This window comes from Kitasatospora sp. NPDC024654 (assembly GCF_055559155.1).
Map to the genome: position 1 here is coordinate 1 of NZ_JBVHLF010000008.1, position 18,645 is coordinate 18,645.

General features: G+C 72.7%; 17 protein-coding genes. 1 reads left to right on the plus strand and 16 read right to left on the minus strand.

Annotation, left to right across the window (positions count from 1 at the left end; translation table 11 throughout):
* Positions 1-380 precede the first annotated feature (380 nt).
* From ACZ38L_RS07030 to hisI, 16 genes are all read right to left on the minus strand, one after another.
* Positions 381-1,841 carry a glutamate synthase subunit beta gene (locus tag ACZ38L_RS07030; RefSeq protein ID WP_465690015.1) on the minus strand — a complete coding sequence of 487 codons (1,461 nt, stop codon included), beginning with the start codon at positions 1,839-1,841 and terminating at the stop codon, positions 381-383.
* Positions 1,834-6,447: a glutamate synthase large subunit gene (gltB, locus tag ACZ38L_RS07035; RefSeq protein ID WP_465690017.1), complete on the minus strand. Its 4,614-nt coding sequence runs from the start codon at positions 6,445-6,447 to the stop codon at positions 1,834-1,836. Before gltB ends, ACZ38L_RS07030 begins: the two co-directional genes overlap by 8 nt.
* A 461-nt stretch (positions 6,448-6,908) precedes the next feature.
* Positions 6,909-7,649 (minus strand): VIT1/CCC1 transporter family protein, encoded by a 741-nt coding sequence (locus ACZ38L_RS07040; RefSeq protein ID WP_396561501.1) that lies wholly within the window; start codon positions 7,647-7,649, stop codon positions 6,909-6,911.
* 141 nt (positions 7,650-7,790) lie between these two features.
* On the minus strand, positions 7,791-8,732 hold the full coding sequence (gene lgt / locus ACZ38L_RS07045; protein WP_465690019.1) for a prolipoprotein diacylglyceryl transferase: 942 nt from the start codon (positions 8,730-8,732) through the stop codon (positions 7,791-7,793).
* 73 nt (positions 8,733-8,805) lie between these two features.
* Positions 8,806-9,750 (minus strand): DsbA family protein, encoded by a 945-nt coding sequence (locus ACZ38L_RS07050; protein WP_465690021.1) that lies wholly within the window; start codon positions 9,748-9,750, stop codon positions 8,806-8,808.
* Between the two features lie 49 nt (positions 9,751-9,799).
* Positions 9,800-10,327: a MauE/DoxX family redox-associated membrane protein gene (locus ACZ38L_RS07055; protein ID WP_465690023.1), complete on the minus strand. Its 528-nt coding sequence runs from the start codon at positions 10,325-10,327 to the stop codon at positions 9,800-9,802.
* Positions 10,328-10,456: 129 nt separating this feature from the next.
* On the minus strand, positions 10,457-10,633 hold the full coding sequence (locus ACZ38L_RS07060; RefSeq protein ID WP_396561509.1) for a hypothetical protein: 177 nt from the start codon (positions 10,631-10,633) through the stop codon (positions 10,457-10,459).
* A 196-nt stretch (positions 10,634-10,829) separates the two neighbouring features.
* Positions 10,830-11,639 carry a tryptophan synthase subunit alpha gene (gene trpA, locus ACZ38L_RS07065; protein WP_465690026.1) on the minus strand — a complete coding sequence of 270 codons (810 nt, stop codon included), beginning with the start codon at positions 11,637-11,639 and terminating at the stop codon, positions 10,830-10,832.
* A gap of 2 nt (positions 11,640-11,641) precedes the next feature.
* A complete protein-coding gene (gene trpB, locus ACZ38L_RS07070; RefSeq protein ID WP_465690027.1) occupies positions 11,642-12,880 on the minus strand; it encodes a tryptophan synthase subunit beta in 1,239 nt (412 codons plus the stop codon).
* A 43-nt stretch (positions 12,881-12,923) separates the two neighbouring features.
* Positions 12,924-13,073, minus strand: a complete 150-nt coding sequence (gene trpM, locus ACZ38L_RS07075; protein ID WP_396561515.1) for a tryptophan biosynthesis modulator TrpM — start codon at positions 13,071-13,073, stop codon at positions 12,924-12,926.
* A 7-nt stretch (positions 13,074-13,080) separates the two neighbouring features.
* Positions 13,081-13,896, minus strand: coding sequence for an indole-3-glycerol phosphate synthase TrpC (trpC, locus tag ACZ38L_RS07080; RefSeq protein WP_465690030.1), 816 nt, complete (start codon positions 13,894-13,896; stop codon positions 13,081-13,083).
* A 204-nt stretch (positions 13,897-14,100) separates the two neighbouring features.
* A complete protein-coding gene (locus ACZ38L_RS07085) occupies positions 14,101-14,541 on the minus strand; it encodes a DUF2752 domain-containing protein (protein ID WP_396561519.1) in 441 nt (146 codons plus the stop codon).
* 174 nt (positions 14,542-14,715) lie between these two features.
* On the minus strand, positions 14,716-14,985 hold the full coding sequence (locus ACZ38L_RS07090) for an HGxxPAAW family protein (protein ID WP_465690032.1): 270 nt from the start codon (positions 14,983-14,985) through the stop codon (positions 14,716-14,718).
* A gap of 143 nt (positions 14,986-15,128) precedes the next feature.
* A complete protein-coding gene (locus tag ACZ38L_RS07095) occupies positions 15,129-15,755 on the minus strand; it encodes a TIGR02234 family membrane protein (protein ID WP_465690034.1) in 627 nt (208 codons plus the stop codon).
* A gap of 169 nt (positions 15,756-15,924) precedes the next feature.
* A complete protein-coding gene (locus tag ACZ38L_RS07100; RefSeq protein ID WP_465690036.1) occupies positions 15,925-17,439 on the minus strand; it encodes an anthranilate synthase component I in 1,515 nt (504 codons plus the stop codon).
* A 61-nt stretch (positions 17,440-17,500) separates the two neighbouring features.
* A complete protein-coding gene (gene hisI / locus ACZ38L_RS07105) occupies positions 17,501-17,884 on the minus strand; it encodes a phosphoribosyl-AMP cyclohydrolase (RefSeq protein ID WP_465690038.1) in 384 nt (127 codons plus the stop codon).
* A 171-nt stretch (positions 17,885-18,055) separates the two neighbouring features.
* Here hisI and ACZ38L_RS07110 point away from each other — a divergent pair, with 171 nt between their 5' ends.
* A complete protein-coding gene (locus ACZ38L_RS07110; protein WP_465690040.1) occupies positions 18,056-18,598 on the plus strand; it encodes a hypothetical protein in 543 nt (180 codons plus the stop codon).
* Positions 18,599-18,645 lie beyond the last annotated feature (47 nt).

Consider the following 18,645-nt stretch of genomic DNA (forward strand, 5'->3'; position numbering starts at 1 on the left):
GCCCTACGACCCCGACACCCACCAGGCCAACAGCAAGATCAAAACGACTCCCGAGACCACTTTGGCGGCATAGGGGTTGACTCAGGAAACTCATCAGCCCTCCCCTCGTCCGATGCCCCACCCCGGCGGCAGTCTGCCACGTCCCCGCCGCCGCGGGGACCGCCTCGACAGGACCACCACCGGATCCGCCGATCGGCGGATCGCACAAGATCATCACACTGCCGGCCCCGGACGCGACGGCGCCCGCCCCCCACGTGGTCGGGGAGGGGGCGGGCGCCGTCCTGGAACTCCGCGCGGCCCGGCGGCTCTGGCGGGCCCGCGGTGGTGCCGCCCGGCGGGCCGGGCAACTGCGGGGAGGGTGGTGCGGTGAGGCTGCGGGGTCAGACCACCAGCGGGCGGTCGGTCGGACGGATCGGGGCGGGCAGCGCGGTGGCGCCCGCGAGGTAGCGGTCCACCGCGGCGGCGGCCGAGCGGCCCTCCGCGATGGCCCAGACGATCAGCGACTGGCCACGGCCCGCGTCGCCGCAGACGTACACGCCGTCCACGCTGGTGGCGAAGGCGCCGTCGCGGGCCACGTTGCCGCGGGCGTCCAGCTCGACGCCGAGCTGCTCCACCAGGCCGTTGCGCACGTCGGTGCCGGTGAAGCCCATCGCCAGGGTGACCAGCTGGGCCGGGATGGACCGCTCGGTGCCGGGCACCGGCACGAACCGGCCGTCCTTGAACTCCACCTCGACCAGGTGGAGTTCGGCCACGTTGCCGTCCTCGTCCGCGGTGAAGCGGGTGGTGTTGACGGAGTAGACCCGCTCACCGCCCTCCTCGTGCGCGGAGGTGACCTTGTAGGTCATCGGCATGGTCGGCCAGGGCTGGTGGGCCGGACGGTCGTCGCTCGGCCGCGGCATGATCTCCAGCTGGGTGACCGAGGCCGCGCCCTGCCGGTGCGCGGTGCCGACGCAGTCCGCGCCGGTGTCGCCGCCGCCGATCACCACCACGTGCTTGCCCTTGGCGCTGATCGGCGACTCGACGTAGTCGCCCTCCTGCACCTTGTTGGCCAGCGGCAGGTACTCCATCGCCTGGTGGATGCCCTTGAACTCCCGCCCCGGGACGGGCAGATCACGCGCGGTGGTGGCACCCGCGGCGACCACCACGGCGTCGAACCGCTCGCGCAGCTGCTGCCCGGTCAGGTCGACGCCGATCTCCACGCCGGTGCGGAACCGGGTGCCCTCCGCGCGCATCTGCTCGATGCGGCGGTTGATGTGGCGCTTCTCCATCTTGAACTCGGGGATGCCGTACCGCAGCAGGCCGCCGATCCGGTCGGCCCGCTCGTACACCACCACGGTGTGTCCGGCCCGGGTGAGCTGCTGGGCGGCGGCCAGGCCGGCCGGGCCGGAGCCGACCACGGCGACCGTCTTGCCGGAGAGCCGCTCCGGGACCTGCGGGGTGACCCCGCCGCGGTCCCAGGCCTTGTCGATGATGGTGACCTCGACGTTCTTGATAGTCACCGCGTCCTGGTTGATCCCCAGCACGCAGGCCGACTCGCACGGCGCCGGGCAGAGCCGGCCGGTGAACTCCGGGAAGTTGTTGGTCGCGTGCAGCCGCTCGATGGCGCCGCGCCAGTCGTCCCGGTAGGCCAGGTCGTTCCACTCCGGGATCAGGTTCCCGAGCGGACAGCCGTTGTGGCAGAACGGGATGCCGCAGTCCATGCAGCGGCCGGCCTGCTTGCTGATGATCGGCAGCAGGCCGCGCTCGACGTAGACCTCGTTCCAGTCGCGCAGTCGGACGTCCACCGGGCGGCGCTCGGCCAGCTGCTTCGGGGTCGTCAGGAAGCCCTTGGGGTCAGCCATGTGCCGCCTCCATCATCTTGCGAGTGGTCTCGGACTCGGAGAGTCCGTCGCGCTCGGCGGCGTCCTTGGCGGCGAGCACTGCCTTGTAGTCGGTCGGCATGATCTTGGAGAACCGGGAGACCCCGCTGCCCCAGTCGGCCAGCAGCTCGGCGGCCACCGTCGAGCCGGTCTCCTCGTAGTGCTGCTGGACGGTCGCCCGCAGCCACTCCCGGTCGGCGGCGTCGGGAGCCTCGATGCCCACCATGCCGCCGTTGACGTTGGCCGGGCGCAGGTCCAGCACGTACCCGATGCCGCCGGACATGCCCGCGGCCAGGTTGCGGCCGGTCTCGCCGAGGACGACCACCCGGCCACCGGTCATGTACTCCAGGCCGTGGTCACCGACCCCCTCGACCACCAGGGTGGCGCCCGAGTTGCGGACCGCGAAACGCTCACCGGCCTTGCCGCGCAGGTGGATCCGGCCGCTGGTGGCGCCGTACCCGATGGTGTTGCCGGCGATCACGTGGTGCTGGGCGTCGGCGCCGATCGCCGCCGCGTCCCGGGCCGGCCGGATCACCAGCACGCCACCGGAGAGTCCCTTGCCCACGTAGTCGTTCGCGTCGCCCTCCAGTCGCAGGGTGATGCCGCGCGGCACGAAGGCGCCGAACGACTGCCCGGCCGAGCCGGTGAAGGTGACGTCGATGGTGCCCTCGGGCAGGCCCTCGCCGCGGTACCGCTTGGTCACCTGGTGACCCAGCATGGTGCCGACCGTCCGGTTGACGTTGCGGATCGGCAGCTGGATCCGGACCGCCTCGCCGCGCTCCAGGGCGTCCTGGCTCAGCTCGATGAGCTGGTTGTCCAGCGCCTTGTCCAGCGCGTGGTCCTGGTCGATGGTGCGGTGCAGCGCCGCGCCCGCCGGCAGCTCCGGCACGTGGAAGAGCGGGGCCAGGTCGAGCCCGGCGGCCTTCCAGTGGTCGACGGCGGCGGTCGGGTCGATGTGCTCGGCGTGGCCGACCGCCTCCTCGATCGAGCGGAAGCCCAGCTCGGCGAGGAGCTCGCGGACCTCCTCGGCGATGAACTCGAAGAAGTTGACCACGAACTCGGGCTTGCCGGAGAACCGCTCGCGGAGCACCGGGTTCTGGGTGGCCACGCCGACCGGACAGGTGTCCAGGTGGCAGACCCGCATCATGATGCAGCCGGAGACCACCAGCGGCGCGGTGGCGAAACCGAACTCCTCGGCACCGAGCAGCGCGGCGATCACCACGTCCCGGCCGGTCTTCAGCTGGCCGTCGGTCTGCACCACGATCCGGTCGCGCAGGCCGTTCAGCAGCAGGGTCTGCTGGGTCTCGGCCAGGCCGAGCTCCCACGGGCCGCCGGCGTGCTTGAGGCTGGTCAGCGGGGACGCGCCGGTGCCGCCGTCGTGGCCGGAGACCAGCACGACGTCCGCGTGCGCCTTGGAGACGCCCGCCGCGACCGTGCCGACGCCGACCTCGGAGACCAGCTTCACGTGGATGCGGGCCTGCGGGTTGGCGTTCTTGAGGTCGTGGATCAGCTGCGCCAGGTCCTCGATCGAGTAGATGTCGTGGTGCGGCGGCGGGGAGATCAGGCCGACGCCCGGGGTGGAGTGGCGGGTCTTCGCCACCCACGGGTAGACCTTGTGGCCGGGCAGCTGGCCGCCCTCACCGGGCTTGGCGCCCTGGGCCATCTTGATCTGGATGTCGTCCGCGTTGACCAGGTACTCGGAGGTGACGCCGAACCGGCCGGAGGCGACCTGCTTGATCGCCGAGCGGCGCTCCGGGTCGTACAGCCGCTCCGGGTCCTCGCCGCCCTCACCGGTGTTGGACTTGCCGCCGAGCCGGTTCATCGCGATGGCCAGCGTCTCGTGCGCCTCCATCGAGATCGAGCCGTAGGACATCGCACCGGTGGAGAACCGCTTGACGATCTCGGAGACCGGCTCGACCTCCTCCACCGGGACCGGCGCACGGCCCCTGGCGTCCAGCTGGAACAGGCCGCGCAGCGTCATCAGCCGCTCGGACTGCTCGTTCACCCGCTCGGTGTACTGCTTGAAGATGTCGTACCGGCGGGTGCGGGTGGCGTGCTGCAGCCGGAAGACGGTGTCCGGGTCGAACAGGTGCGGCTCGCCCTCGCGGCGCCACTGGTACTCGCCGCCGATCTCCAGCGCGCGGTGCGCGGCGGAGATGCCGGAGGCCGGGTAGGCCTTGGCGTGCCGGGCGGCGGTCTCCCGGGCGAGCTCGTCCAGGCCGATGCCGCCGAGCTTGCTGGTGGTACCGGCGAAGTAGCCGCCCACCAGCTCCGGGGAGAGGCCGATCGCCTCGAACACCTGGGCGCCGCGGTAGGAGGCCACGGTGGAGATGCCCATCTTGGACATCACCTTGAGCACGCCCTTGCCGAGCGCCTTGATCAGGTTCCGGATCGCCTTCTCGGGCTCGACCCCCTGGATGAAGACACCCTGGGCGACCAGGTCCTCGACCGACTCCATCGCCAGGTACGGGTTGACCGCGCCCGCGCCGTAGCCGATCAGCAGCGCCACGTGGTGCACCTCGCGCACGTCACCGGCCTCGACCAGCAGCGAGACCTTGGTGCGCTGCTTGGTGCGGATCAGGTGGTGGTGCACCGCGGAGGTGAGCAGCAGCGAGGGGATCGGCGCGTGCTCGGCGTCGGAGTGACGGTCGGACAGCACGATGATCCGGGCGCCGTCCGCGATCGCCGCGTCGGCCTCGTCCGCGATCGCCTGGAGCCGGGCGGCCAGCGCCTCGCCGCCGCCGGAGACCCGGTAGAGGCCGGAGAGGGTGACCGCCTTCAGGCCGGGCTGGTCGCCGTCGGCGTTGATGTGGATCAGCTTGGCGAGCTCGTCGTTGTCGATCACCGGGAACGGCATGGCGACCGAGCGACAGGCGGCCGCCTCCGCGCCGAGCAGGTTGCCCTCGGGGCCGAGGTTGCTCAGCAGCGAGGTGACGAGCTCCTCGCGGATGGCGTCCAGCGGCGGGTTGGTGACCTGCGCGAACAGCTGCACGAAGTAGTCGAAGAGCAGCCGGGGCTTCTCGGAGAGCGCGGCGATCGGCGAGTCGGTGCCCATCGAGCCGAGCGCCTCACCGCCGGTGCGGGCCATCGGCGCGAGGATGACCCGCAGCTCCTCCTCGGTGTAGCCGAAGGTCTGCTGGCGGCGGGTCACCGAGGCGTGGGTGTGCGCGATGTGCTCGCGCTCGGGCAGCTTGGAGAGCTGGATCTGGCCGGCGGCCAGCCACTCCTCGTAGGGGTGCTCGGCGGCGAGGGCGGACTTGATCTCCTCGTCGTCGACGATCCGGTTCTCGTCCAGCGAGACCAGGAACATCTTGCCGGGCTGCAGCCGGCCCTTGCGGACCACCTTCTGCTGGTCCAGGTCGAGCACGCCGACCTCGGAGGAGAGCACCACCAGGCCGTCCTCGGTGACCCAGTAGCGGGCCGGGCGCAGGCCGTTGCGGTCCAGCACCGCGCCGATCCGGGTGCCGTCGGTGAAGGTGACGCAGGCCGGGCCGTCCCAGGGCTCCATCAGGTTGGAGTGGTACTGGTAGAAGGCCCGCCGGGCCGGGTCCATGGTGGCGTGGTTCTCCCAGGCCTCCGGGATCATCATCAGCACGGAGTGCGGCAGCGACCGGCCGCTGAGGTGCAGCAGCTCCAGGACCTCGTCGAAGGAGGCCGAGTCGGAGTGCTCCGGGGTGCAGATCGGGAAGATCCGGTCGAGCCCCTGCCCGTTCTCGTTGGCCGGAATCAGGTCGGTGGCGAGCTGGGACTCCCGCGCGGTCATCCAGTTGCGGTTGCCCTTGACCGTGTTGATCTCGCCGTTGTGCGCGACGAAGCGGTACGGGTGGGCCAGCGGCCAGCTCGGGAAGGTGTTGGTGGAGAACCGGGAGTGCACCAGGCCGAGGGCCGAGGCGAAGAGCCGGTCGGACAGGTCCGGGAAGAACGGCTCCAGCTGCCCGGTGGTCAGCATGCCCTTGTAGACGATGGTCCGCGCGGAGAGCGAGGGGAAGTAGACCCCGGCCTCGCGTTCGGCACGCTTGCGCAGCACGAAGGCGATCCGGTCCAGCTCCAGGCCGGTCCGCTCGCCGTGGGTGACGAAGAGCTGGCGGAACCGCGGCATCACCGAGCGGGCGGTGGCGCCCAGCAGGTCGGGGGCGGTCGGCACGTCGCGCCAGCCGAGGACGGTCAGGCCCTCCTCGGCGGCGATGGCCTCGATGGCGGTGACCGCGGCGGCGTCGGCGGCGTCCTCGTCGGGGAGGAAGGCGATGCCGACCGCGTAGGAACCGGCGGCGGGCAACTCGAAGCCGGCCCTGGCGCGCAGGAAGGCGTCCGGGATCTGGGTGAGGATTCCGGCGCCGTCGCCGGAGTCCGGCTCGGCGCCGGTGGCGCCGCGGTGCTCCAGGTTGCGCAGGACGGTGAGCGCCTGCTCGACGATGGTGTGATCGGCCCTGCCGGTCAGCGTGGCGACGAAGCCGACGCCGCAGGCATCGTGCTCGTTCCGCGGGTCGTACAGGCCCTGAGCAGCAGGTCGCGCGTCCGGGACGAGCGAGTAGGGGCGCACGGCGCTGCCCTGGGGCTCGTCGGCGGAGTGCGGGGATGCAGACAGCATCGGCTCTCCCGTCGTCGTCTTGGCATGGGGGGCATCTCCCGGCCGATGGCCGGAGGTGCGGGTGCAACAGGGACGACGTTGGCCCTCTGCGGGTTCGTGCAAGTTACATGATGCCCAACATCCCGGGAAGTGGAATCTGTCGTCCACATGGCGGACGCAACCCCAGGTCAGAGGCTGTTACCGGCCGGTAATGGAGGCAAGGGGGGCGGACTACGCGGTCCGCGCGCTCCCCAAGTGTGCCCCGCCGTTAACCGCCCGAAACAGAGTGGAAATCCGCCGGGGCGGGCGCCCGCGTGAACCGTCCTGTGATTCCGCCCTCCGGGAGCGGTCCGAGGCGCTGGACCGATGGCCCTGAGCGCCCGACGGCGATGGTAGGGGGACCGGCGAGGCCGGCCTATGTGTGGAACGTCACTCGCCCATTCGTATGAACATGCAACCCGTCGTACGTTCCGACAGCCCGTTCAGCCGACGTGGCCACCGATGAGCCAGCCCAGCAGGTAGGTCACCCCGGCCGCCCCACTGCCCAGCACCAGCTGCCGCAGGCCGCTGAACCACCAGCTGCGGGCGGTCACCCGGGCCACCACCGCGCCGCACAGGAAGAGCCCGAGCAGCGCGATGACCAGCGCCGGGAGCAGCGAGGTGGCGCCCAGCAGGTAGGGCAGCAGCGGCAGCAGCGCGCCGAGCGCGAAGCAGCCGAACGAGGAGACCGCGGCCACCAGCGGGTTCGGCAGGTCATGCGGGTCGATGCCGAGTTCCTCCCGGGCGTGGACCTCCAGCGCCTGCTCCGGGTCGCGGGTGAGCTGCCGGGCCACCTCGTGGGCCAGGTCCGGGTCCACCCCGCGGCCGACGTAGAGCTGGGCCAGCTCGGCCAGCTCGCCGCGCGGGTTGCGGCGCAACTCGATCCGCTCGGCCTCGATCTCCGCCTCGACCAGCTCGCGCTGCGAGGCGACCGAGGTGTACTCCCCCGCCGCCATCGAGCAGGCGCCGGCCGCCAGGCCGGCCAGGCCGGTGAGGACGATCGTGCCGTGGCCGGCCGCGCCGCCGACCACGCCGGTCATCAGCGCGAAGTTGGAGACCAGGCCGTCCATCGCGCCGAACACCGCCGGGCGCAGCCAGCCGCCGTTGACGTCACGGTGGTGGTCGGCGTCCGGGATCCGCGGGGGCGGGTTGTCCAGGGTGGGCTCGGCGACGATGGTGCTCATGGCGTTTCGGCCTCCGGTGCGGAATTCCCCCCTGTCCGCAGCCGGGCACGGCGCATCACCGTGGGAAAAGGGCTGCCCGCAGGGCTGTCACGCTCCGAAAGTAGTCCGATGATCTGACGCTTTCCAGCAAGCAAGCCCTGGCTAACCTCGCTGACCTGCGCTTTCGTCCCCAGAGGGTCCACCGGCTTCGGTGTCGGCCGCCCCGGCCGCAGCCGAGTCCGCCGCTGGCGACTCCACTGCGGCCGACTCCGCACGGACGGTCGGGTCGATCGCGTCCGGCGCCTCCCGGTCCGGCCGCTTGCGGCCGACCACCACCAGGTACACCACCGCGCCGAGGAAGACCACGATCGAGGTCCAGTCGTTCAACCGCAGGCCGAGGATGTGGTGTGCCTCGTCGATCCGCAGGTACTCGATCCAGGCCCGCCCCACCGTGTAGGCGGCCACGTACAGCGCGAACGCCCGGCCGTGGCCCAGGGCGTAGCGGCGATCGGCCCAGAGCACCAGGAACGCGACACCGACGCACCAGATCGACTCGTACAGGAAGGTCGGCTGGAAGACCCCGTTGACCACCGTGCCGTCCGGCAGCGTCTTGTGGATCTCCAGGCCCCAGGGCAGCGTGGTCGCCCGGCCGTACAACTCCTGGTTGAACCAGTTGCCCCAGCGCCCGCAGGCCTGGGCGAGCGCGATGCCCGGCGCGATGGCGTCCGCGTAGGCCGGCAGCGGGACTCCCCGCCGTCGGCAGCCGATCCAGGCACCGACCGCGCCGAGCGCGATGGCCCCCCAGATGCCGAGCCCGCCCTCCCAGATCCGCAGCGCGTTCCAGGGGTCCTGGCCCTTGTCGAAGTACAGCTGGTGATCGGTGATCACGTGGTAGAGGCGACCACCGACCAGCCCGAACGGCACCGCCCAGACCGCGACATCGCCGACCGTGTGCTTGCCGCCGCCGCGGGCGACCCAGCGCTTGCTGCCGAGCCAGACGGCGACGGCGACACCGATGATGATGCAGAAGGCGTACGCGCGCAGCGGGATCGGGCCGAGGTGGATGACGCCCCGCGACGGGCTCGGAATGTAAGCGATATCCATGACAAGGTCGACGCTACCCCGTCGTGATCCGGCGATCCGCCCTCATCGACGCCCGCGCGCGGAAAACCCCCGCTCAGCCGGTGGAGCTCGCACCGGCGCTGGCACTCGCACTCGCACTCGCACTCGCGCTCGCACTCGCACTCGCACTCGCGCTGGCACTCGCACTCGCACTCGCGGCCGGGGTCTGCGAGGCGGTACCGGTCGGCGCGGGACTCGCCGAGGCCGACCCGGTGGTGCCCAGCGGCTTGCCGGCGTTCGCCTCGTTCACCCACTTCACCAGGTTGTCCGGGGTGATCTCCTCGTTGCCGTTCTTGGGGTAGATCGGCTTGCCGTTGAGCAGGATGGTCGGGGTCGAGCTGTAGCCGGACTTGTCGAAGTCCTGCTCCACCGCGGAGACCCAGCTGCCGTAGGTGTTGTTCTTGACGCAGCTCTCGAAGGCCGGTGAGTCCAGCCCGGGGACCTGCTTGGCCAGGTCGACCAGCTTGTTCCGGTCAGCCCAGGGGTCGGTGGTCTCGTTCGGCTGGTTGCGGTAGAGCACGTCGTGGTAGGCGCGGAAGTACCCGGCGTTCTGCGCGCAGGCCAACGCGTTGGCGCCGTTCTTGGAGCCCTTGCCGTTGTCGTGCCGGTCGATGAAGGACACGATGTGGTAGTTGCCGTGGAGCTTGCCCTGGTCCTGCAACTGGTCCACGGTCGCGGCGAAGTCGTGCTCGAAGGCACCGCAGGCGGGGCAGCGCGGGTCCTCGTAGACGGTCATCGTGGACGGCGCGTTGGCCGGACCGTCCGGGATCACCAGGCTCTTGTCGCCGATCGCGCCGGCCGGCGCGGCGGTCGGCCGGTCCGGCTTGGCGCGCTGGCTCTGCACCGCGACCCCGACGCCGACCGCGGCGGCCAGTACCACGCCCACCGAACCGAGGACGATCAGCTTCTTCTTCCGCGCGGCCTGGCTCTCCTCCGTGGCCCGCTTCTCCAGCATCCGCTCGCGGGCCGTGCGCTTGCCTTCTCGGTTCTTCTCACTCATGACTTGCTCTCAACTGCTCTCGACGACGTGCGGGATCGGGGTGGGGTGGCTAGCCGGCCAGCCAGGCGTCGGCCGACAGCCTGGTGCGGGGGCGGAACACCAGCCAGAGCGCCAGCAACAGGAAGCCGATGTCCCGCAGGATCTCCTGCAGGTACTCGGTCTGCGAGGCGTCCACCGCGCCGCCGCCGCCGAAGCAGCCGCAGTCGATCGAGATCCCGCGCGCCCAGGCCGAGGAGATGCCGGCGATGAAGGTCAGCAGCAGCACCGTGGAGATCACCCCGACGATCCGCGCCCCGAGGCCGACCACCAGCAGCAGGGCCACCGCCAGCTCCAGGAACGGCAGCCCGTACCCGACCGGTTTGACCAGCCCCTCCGGCAGGATCCGGTAGGCCCGGACCGCCTGGGCGGCCACCGCCGGATCGGAGACCTTGGCCAGCCCGGCCCAGGCCCAGACCACGGCCAGGCCCAGCCGGACGGCGGTGCCGGTCCACTCGACCGCCCCGGTGGACCGGCCGACCGGCACGGCCGGTGGCGCGACCGGCTGAGCCGACGCGCTGTCATGCTGACTGCCCATCATGATCTGTGCGACCCCCTCGGGAACACCGTCCGCCCGGACGGACCTGCGGTCTGGGCTACCTGATGAACCGTAGGGGATATGACCCTGTTCTTGCACATTACCCCATTCACCCGAATGGGGGAGGAAACACTATCTGCCCGGTTTGACCACCGGGGCGGGCGCCGGCTGGGTGGCCTGCTGCGCCGCGCGCTCCGCGCCGCGCTTGGCCAGCGCGTGCCCGACCGCGTGCTCACCCCCGAACGCCGCGGCCAGTACCAGGACGGCGGCGGCGGCCCTGACGAGTACGGCACGCTGGAGGCAGGGCACGGAAGCTTCCCCTCAAACGGTCAGAAGTGCGCGAACACAGACGGCGAGAGACATTCCCCCGGCCGCCTCCGGTCCAACGCCCGGTCACTATTGATGACACGTCAGCCGCACATTCTTCACCCGTACGGGGAACGGGCGGGAACGCCGATGGCCCGCCACCCCCTCGGCGGGGGCGGCGGGCCATCGAGCCGTCAGGTCAGCGCTTGCGGACCCCGGCGGCGAGGTCGGCGGCGAGCGCCCGGACGGCCGCCAGGCCGGCCTCCTCGTCCCCGTCCGCGTCCAGGATCCGCTGGACGAAGGCCGAGCCGACGATCACGCCGTCCGCGAAGCCGGCCACCTCGGCCGCCTGGGCCGCCGTGGAGACCCCGAGACCGACGCAGACCGGCAGCTCGGTGGTGGCCCGGGTGCGCGCGACCAGGTCCTCGGCCAGCTCGCCGACCTGGGCCCGGCTCCCGGTGACCCCCATCACGGCCGCCGCGTAGACGAAGCCGCTGCCGGCCGCGGTGACCTCGGCCAGCCGCGGGTCCCGGCTGCTCGGCGCGACCACGAAGACGGTGTCCAGGCCGTGCTCGGCCGCCGCCGCGCGCCACGGCCCGGACTCCTCGACCGGCAGGTCGGGCAGGATCACGCCGGCCCCGCCGGCCGCGGCCAGGTCGGCGGCGAACCGGGCGGTGCCGTACCGGTCCACCGGGTTCCAGTAGGTCATCACCAGCACCGCGGCCGCCGGGTGGGCCGCCGCGACCTCCTGCACGGTGCGCAGCACGTCCTTGATCCGGACCCCGCCGCGCAGCGCGATGTCGTCGGCGGTCTGGATGGTCGCGCCGTCCAGCACCGGGTCCGAGTGCGGCAGGCCGACCTCGACGATGTCGCAGCCGCCCTCGATCAGGGCGTTGACCGCCCGGATGCCGCCGTCCACGGTCGGGAAGCCGGCCGGCAGGTAGCCGACCAGGGCGGCCCGGCTCTCCGCCTTGGCGGCGGCGAGGATCTCGGTGAGCTTGGAAGCCATGGTCAGTTGCCCCCCTCGGCGTCGGTGTCGTAGAGGCCGAAGTACTGCGCGGCGGTGTGCATGTCCTTGTCGCCCCGGCCGGAGAGGTTGACCAGGATGGTCGCCCCCGGGCCCAGCTCGCGGCCCAGGTCGAGCGCGCCGGCCAGCGCGTGCGCGCTCTCGATGGCCGGGATGATCCCCTCGGTGCGGGAGAGCAGGCGAAGCGCCTGCATCGCGGCGTCGTCGGTGATCGGGCGGTACTCGGCCCGGCCGGTGTCCTTCAGCCAGGCGTGCTCGGGGCCGACGCCCGGGTAGTCCAGGCCCGCCGAGATGGAGTGGCTCTCGATGGTCTGGCCGTCCTCGTCCTGCAGCACGTAGGTGCGGGCGCCGTGCAGCACGCCCGGGTCGCCCTTGGTGAGGGTGGCCGCGTGGCGCGGGGTCTCGGCGCCCTCACCGGCCGCCTCGCAGCCGACCAGCCGCACCCCGGCGTCCGGGATGAACTCGTGGAAGATGCCCATCGCGTTGGAGCCGCCGCCGACGCAGGCGACCACGGCGTCCGGCAGCCGTCCGGTGCGCTGCAGCACCTGCTCGCGGGCCTCGATCCCGATCACCCGGTGGAAGTCGCGGACCATGGCCGGGAAGGGGTGCGGCCCGGCCACCGTGCCGAACAGGTAGTGGGTGTTGTCGACGTTGGCGACCCAGTCGCGGAACGCCTCGTTGATGGCGTCCTTGAGGGTGCGGCTGCCGGACTTCACGGCGACCACCTCGGCGCCGAGCATCCGCATCCGGGCCACGTTGAGCGCCTGCCGCTGGGTGTCGACCTCGCCCATGTAGATGGTGCAGTCGAAGCCGAAGAGCGCGCAGGCGGTGGCGGTGGCCACGCCGTGCTGGCCGGCGCCGGTCTCCGCGATGATCCGGGTCTTGCCCATCCGGCGGGTGAGCAGGGCCTGGCCCAGCACGTTGTTGATCTTGTGCGAGCCGGTGTGGTTGAGGTCCTCGCGCTTGAGCAGCACCCGCGCGCCGCCCGCCTCGGCGGAGAACCGGTGCACGTCGGTGAGCGGGCTCGGGCGGCCGGTGTAGTCCTTGAGCAGGGCGTCCAGCTCGGCGGCGAAGGCGGGGTCGCGCTTGGCCTTCTCGTACTCGTCGGCCACCTGCTCGACGGCGGCGATCAGCGCCTCGGGGATGAAACGGCCGCCGTAGGCACCGAAGTAGCCTCGGGCGTCGGGCACCTGCGGGCCCGACGGGGTGTCGTGGGAGGACATGGGTGTTCCTTGGTCAATGGTGTACGGGACGACGGAACGGCGTTCAGCCGTGCGTCCCGCGCCATCGACGGCCCGGCACCTGGCCGGGCTCACAGCCGATCACGTAGCGCACCCGACGGCCCAGCACCCGGCGCGCGGGAGCGCGGCAGCCGCGCGGGCGGCAACCGGGGGCGAGTCGGGCGGCGAGTGACACGGCGCGGTCAGTCCCGTCCGTCGTGGTGGCGCAGCGCCGGGTGGGCGCCGGCCGCGACCAGGTCGGCCACGGCGGCCTTCGGGTCCTTGCCGGTGACCAGCGACTCGCCGACCAGGACCGCGTCGGCGCCCTGGTTGGCGTAGGCGATCAGGTCGTGCGGGCCGCGCACGCCGGACTCGGCCACCTTGACGATGCCGGCCGGGATGGCGTGCACCACGTTGCCGAAGGTGTCGCGGTCCACCTCGAGGGTCTTCAGGTTGCGGGCGTTCACGCCGATGATCTTGGCGCCGGCGTCGACCGCGCGGGCGATCTCCTCCTCGTCGTGCACCTCGACCAGCGGGGTGAGCCCGATCGACTCGGCCCGCTCGATCAGCGAGACCAGGGCCGGCTGTTCGAGCGCGGCGACGATCAGCAGCGCGAGGTCCGCGCCGTGCGCCCGGGCCTCCCATAGCTGGTAGGCGGTGACGATGAAGTCCTTGCGCAGCAGCGGGGTGTCCACCGCCGCTCGGACCGCGTCCAGATCGGCCAGCGAACCACCGAACCGGCGCTGCTCGGTGAGCACGCTGATCGCGGCGGCGCCACCGGCCGCGTAGTCGACGGCCAGCGCCGCCGGGTCGGCGATCGCCGCCAGCGCGCCCTTGGACGGGCTGGAGCGCTTCACTTCGCAGATCACCCGGACCCCCTCGCCGCGCAGGGCGGCCACGCCGTCCTTCGCGATCGGGGCCTTGGCGGCCAGTTCCTTCAGCTCGTCCAGGGAGACCCGGGCCTGCCGCTCCGCGAGGTCCGCGCGGACCCCGTCGATGATCTCGTCGAGCACACTCACTCGGGAGCCCCCATCAAATCTGCTTGCCGGATGTTCTGGTCAGCCTCCGGGCGTGCGCGCCGCCGTTGGATCCGGTCGGATCCGATCTGGGCGGAACGCCCCCGTCGGCTCCTCGATGGTATCGGCACGAGGGGCGCGCGGCGCATTCACCCGGCGTGGATCTCGTCCAGCGGACCCCCAGCGGGCCGAACGCCCCCGCCGAGGTCAGACCGCGGGCGGCGCCAGACCCGCGCCACCCGGCAGGTTGCGCACCACGGTGAACACGACCAGGACGACGACCAGCAGCACCGTCCAACCGGGTCCGAGCGAGAGCCGCGGCGGCGGGCCGCCGGTCAGCGCCGCCCAGGCCCAGCGGAGCCAGTAGACGCCGAGCACCGCGAAGAGCACCACGGCGAGCAGGTTGTCGTGGCAGGCGGTGGTGAGGTCACCGTGGGTCAGCGCGTGCACGCAGCGCAACCCGCCGCAGCCGGGGCACCACCAGCCGGTGGCCTGCCGGAACGGGCAGGTCGGGTAGTGACCCGGGCTGTTCGGGTCCACCACCGAGACGTAGAGGGTGGGCAGGGCCACCGCGCCGAGCGCGGCGAACGGGCGGGCCAGCCGGCGGGCCGCCGAGGGCCGGCCGACCGGGGTACTGGGGGCGGTCACCCGCTGATTGTGCCCCGACCCCGGCCGGGACCGCAGTCGAGCGCGCGGGAACCGGCGTGGGAACGGCGGCGAGCGCTCTTCGACCGTGAACGCGCGCGGACCGGGGCGCCCGGGGCCGGTGAGGGCCCGGGCGCCCCGGTCCGCGCGAGCGCCGCAGGTGTGCGGGGGCTTGACTCAGCCCGCGTTGGCGGTGAGGGCGGCGGCCTGCGCCTTGGCGTAGGCCTCGGCCTTGTACGCCTCGACCGCCGGGTCGGGCTGCACGCCCATGCCCGCCATGGCCATGGCCTTGCCGACCACGCCGCCGAGCACGACGACCGCCATGCCGACGGCGAAGAGCATCACCGACTCCATGATCATGGCAGCGCCGGCAACGCAGAAGCCGGCGAAAGCGATCGCCGACCCGGTCCAGGCGGCGACGGAGTGTCCGTGCGAGGCAGCCGACATCTGATGGTGCTCCTTGGTTCTACGGGTCCTACCGAGCCCGGCGGATGGTCACCGTCCATTGTGGCGGACCCTTATCCGCGACCCAAAGCCGGGGCGCCGTGACAGCCGTCACCCGGACGGACGGGTCCGGCCCGCGGACGGGCTCAGCTCGTGGTCGGGTCCTCGCCGCGGTCCAGCGCCTTCCACAGGTCGGCGGGGGTCTCGCGGAGGCCGGCCGCGGCGGCCGGCCGGGCCGGGCCCGTGGTCGGCGCGTCGTACCGGGTGCCCATCCCGGGCCAGGCCCGGCCGCACACCACGGTGACCAGGCCGGCCACGGCCAGCAGCACGCCACCGACCGCCGCCACCCACGGCCAGGCGGTGTGGGTGACCTGCGAGGCCGTGGTGCCGACCAGCGCGAGCTTCTGCGCGGCGGTCTCGTCCAGCGCGTTGGTGTTGCGCGCGCCGAGCGCCGCGCCCACCGTGGCCCCGATCCCCGCCAGCGTGACCAGCACGCCCACCAGCAGCCGCCCGAACCCGCGGACCGCGAACACCGCCACCGCCGAGGCCAGCGCGACCAGCGCCAGCGCGCCCGGCAGACCGGAGATCTCGCTGCCGGTCGCGGTCACCGAGAGGTGCCCGCTGACCTGGCCCTGCGCCCACACCCGCCCCCCGGCGGTCAGTACCAACACCGCACCGAGCGCGATGAGCAGCAGCATCAGACCCAGGCTGCGCCGGGAGGAGGACGGGGCGGCCGACGGGTCGGCACTGTGGGGCGGGGGCGAATCGGTCACCCGACCACTATCCCCCGTCCCCGATCACTTCCGCGCACCGCCCCCGACTCAGCGGCTCCGCTCCCGCGGGAACCCGTCGGTGCGGAGCACTGTGCGCGGTGCCGAGCGCTCTCGGTCGCCATCGCCGTCGCGCTCGACGCCCCCCAGCAGGCCCAGGGCCCGACGAGCCTCAGAGGAGCGGCGCGCGGAGGGTGTTGGCGGTGGCCACCGCGCGCAGCACGGCGGCGGCCTTGTTGCGGCACTCGGTGTCCTCGGCATGCGGGTCGGAGTCGGCCACCACGCCCGCGCCGGCCTGCACGTACGCGGTACCGTCGCGCAGCACGGCGGTGCGGATGGCGATCGCGGTGTCCGAGTCGCCCGCGAAGTCGAGATAGCCGACGCAGCCGCCGTAGAGGCCGCGCCGAGTGGGCTCCAGCTCCTCGATGATCCGCATCGCACGCGGCTTGGGCGCCCCGGAGAGGGTGCCGGCCGGGAAGCAGGCGGTGAGCACGTCGAAGGCGGTCCGGCCGGCGGCGACCTCGCCCGTGACGGTGGAGACGATGTGCATCACGTGGCTGTAGCGCTCGACGGACATGAAGTCGACCACCTCGACGCTGCCCGGGGTGCAGACCCGGCCCAGGTCGTTGCGGCCGAGGTCGACCAGCATCAGGTGCTCGGCCCGCTCCTTGGGGTCGGCGAGCAGCTCGGCGGCCAGGTCGGCGTCCTCCTGCGGGGTGGCGCCGCGGTGCCGGGTGCCGGCGATCGGGTGCACCATCGCCCGGCCCTCGGTGACCTTGACCAGCGCCTCCGGGCTGGAGCCGACCACGTCGAAGCCGCCCTCGGCGCCGCCGTCCGGGCCGGGGAACCGGAACAGGTACATGTACGGGCTCGGGTTGCTGGTCCGCAGCATCCGGTAGACGTCCAGCGCGGAGGCCGGGCAGGGCACCTCGAAGCGCTGCGACGGGACCACCTGGAAGGCCTCGCCGGCCCGGATCCGCTCCTTGACCTCCTCGACCGCGGCCCGGTAGGGCGCCCCGCCGAACGGCGAGTGCGCCTCGACCGTGGTCGGCGTGAAGGTGGCCAGCCCCGGCTCGACCGGCTTGGCCAGCTCGGCCTCCATCGCGTCCAGCCGGGCCACCGCGTCCGCGTAGGCCTCGTCCACGCCGGTGTCCAGGTCGTTGTGGTTGACCGCGTTGGCGATCAGCAGCACCGTGCCGTCGGCGTGGTCCAGCACCGCGAGGTCGGTGGCCAGCAGCATGGTCAGCTCCGGCAGCCGGAGGTCGTCCGGCGTGAGCTCGGGCAGCTTCTCCAGCCGCCGGACGATGTCGTAGCCGAGGTAGCCGACCAGGCCGCCGGTGAGCGGCGGGAGGTCCTCGGTGTGCCGCGGGGTGTGCAGCGCCTCGACCGCGGCGCGCAGCACCTGCAGCGGGTCACCGCTGGTCGGGATGCCGACCGGCGGGGTGCCGTGCCAGCGGGCGTCGCCCTCGCGGTCGGCGGTCAGCGTGGCGGCGCAGCGCACTCCCACGAACGAGTAGCGCGACCAGCTGCGGCCCTGCTCCGCCGACTCGAGCAGGAAGGTGCCCGGGCGCTCGGCCGCCAGGCTGCGGTACAGCCCGAGCGGGGTGAGGCCGTCCGCCAGCAGCCGGCGGGTGACCGGGATGACCCGGGTGTCGACGGCGAGCTTGCGGAAGGCGTCGAGGTCCATGGACGGCACCGTGTTCTCCAGCGGTCGATCGGTGGGAGGGCCTGGCCGAGTGGCCCAGGCTTCAGTGGCTGAGCAGGACGTCTTCGTCGAAGCAGGTCCGGGCGCCGGTGTGGCAGGCCGCGCCGACCTGGTCGACCCGGACCAGCAGGGTGTCGCCGTCGCAGTCCAGCGCCACCGACTTCACGTGCTGGACGTGGCCGGAGGTGCCGCCCTTGACCCAGTACTCGCGGCGGCTGCGGCTCCAGTAGGTGCACCGGCCGGTGGTGAGGGTGCGGTGCAGCGCCTCGTCGTCCATCCAGCCGAGCATCAGCACCTCGCCGGTGTCGTACTGCTGCGCGACGGCGGGCAGCAGCCCGTCCTCGGTGCGCTTGAGGCGGGCGGCGATGGCCGGGTCGAGGGCGGTGCTGCCGGCGGCGGCGGGGACGGGGGGCGGTGCGGAGGACATGCGGCCATTCTGGCAGCACCGGCCGGCCGGACCGAGCACTTTCCGATCTTCGGACCGCCGCCGCCCACCCTGCGGACCGCGCGGGCCGGCCCGGCCCGGTCCAGCTCGCGGACCCGACCGGCTCGGCGAAACCGCCCCCGCGCCCGCCCGCGCTGCGGGATTCTGGTGCGCATGACCACCGAGCTTCCCCAGCGCCGGCCCCGCCGCGGGCGGTTGATCGCACTCGCCGTCGGGTTGTCGCTGCTGGCCGGCGCCGGGACCGCCGTGCTGCTCCGGCCCTCGCCGCACCGGCCGGTGGCCGCGCCGCCCGCGCCGCCCCGGACCAGCGCGGCGCCCTCCCCCTCCGCCAGCCCGACCCCGCAGCTGCCGTACCCGTACTTCGCGGCCGGCAGCTGCCTGGACAACCCGCAACTCAGCACCGGCATCACGACGACCGTGGCGCGCGCCTGCGACCAGCCGCACGACGCCGAGTCGATCGCCAATCCGCGGCTGCCGGACGGGATCACCGGGCGGGACCAGGGTCTCGCGATGTGGAAGCTCTGCCAGCCGTACTTCCAGGCCTGGTCCGCCAAGCAGGGCGGCGGTAGGTGGTACAGCTTCCCGGTGGGCCCCGACGTCTCCTTCTACCAACAGGGGATGCGCGCGGTGAGCTGCACGATGGCCGCCTCGGACGCCCAGGGCGGCACCAAGCTGACCGGCCCGCTGAAGAGTTGACCGTGCGGCAGCGGCGACCACCGGCGGTGGCTGGGTACGCTGGCCCG

Bases quoted from the DNA above. Each gene is read 5' to 3' on its own strand.
- ACZ38L_RS07030 (WP_465690015.1), bottom strand. From the start codon at position 1,841: ATGGCTGACCCCAAGGGCTTCCTGACGACCCCGAAGCAGCTGGCCGAG.
- gltB (WP_465690017.1), bottom strand. From the start codon at position 6,447: ATGCTGTCTGCATCCCCGCACTCCGCCGACGAGCCCCAGGGCAGCGCC.
- ACZ38L_RS07040 (WP_396561501.1), bottom strand. From the start codon at position 7,649: ATGAGCACCATCGTCGCCGAGCCCACCCTGGACAACCCGCCCCCGCGG.
- lgt (WP_465690019.1), bottom strand. From the start codon at position 8,732: ATGGATATCGCTTACATTCCGAGCCCGTCGCGGGGCGTCATCCACCTC.
- ACZ38L_RS07050 (WP_465690021.1), bottom strand. From the start codon at position 9,750: ATGAGTGAGAAGAACCGAGAAGGCAAGCGCACGGCCCGCGAGCGGATG.
- ACZ38L_RS07055 (WP_465690023.1), bottom strand. From the start codon at position 10,327: ATGATGGGCAGTCAGCATGACAGCGCGTCGGCTCAGCCGGTCGCGCCA.
- trpA (WP_465690026.1), bottom strand. From the start codon at position 11,639: ATGGCTTCCAAGCTCACCGAGATCCTCGCCGCCGCCAAGGCGGAGAGC.
- trpB (WP_465690027.1), bottom strand. From the start codon at position 12,880: ATGTCCTCCCACGACACCCCGTCGGGCCCGCAGGTGCCCGACGCCCGA.
- ACZ38L_RS07090 (WP_465690032.1), bottom strand. From the start codon at position 14,985: ATGTCGGCTGCCTCGCACGGACACTCCGTCGCCGCCTGGACCGGGTCG.
- ACZ38L_RS07100 (WP_465690036.1), bottom strand. From the start codon at position 17,439: ATGGACCTCGACGCCTTCCGCAAGCTCGCCGTCGACACCCGGGTCATC.
- hisI (WP_465690038.1), bottom strand. From the start codon at position 17,884: ATGTCCTCCGCACCGCCCCCCGTCCCCGCCGCCGCCGGCAGCACCGCC.
- ACZ38L_RS07110 (WP_465690040.1), top strand. From the start codon at position 18,056: ATGACCACCGAGCTTCCCCAGCGCCGGCCCCGCCGCGGGCGGTTGATC.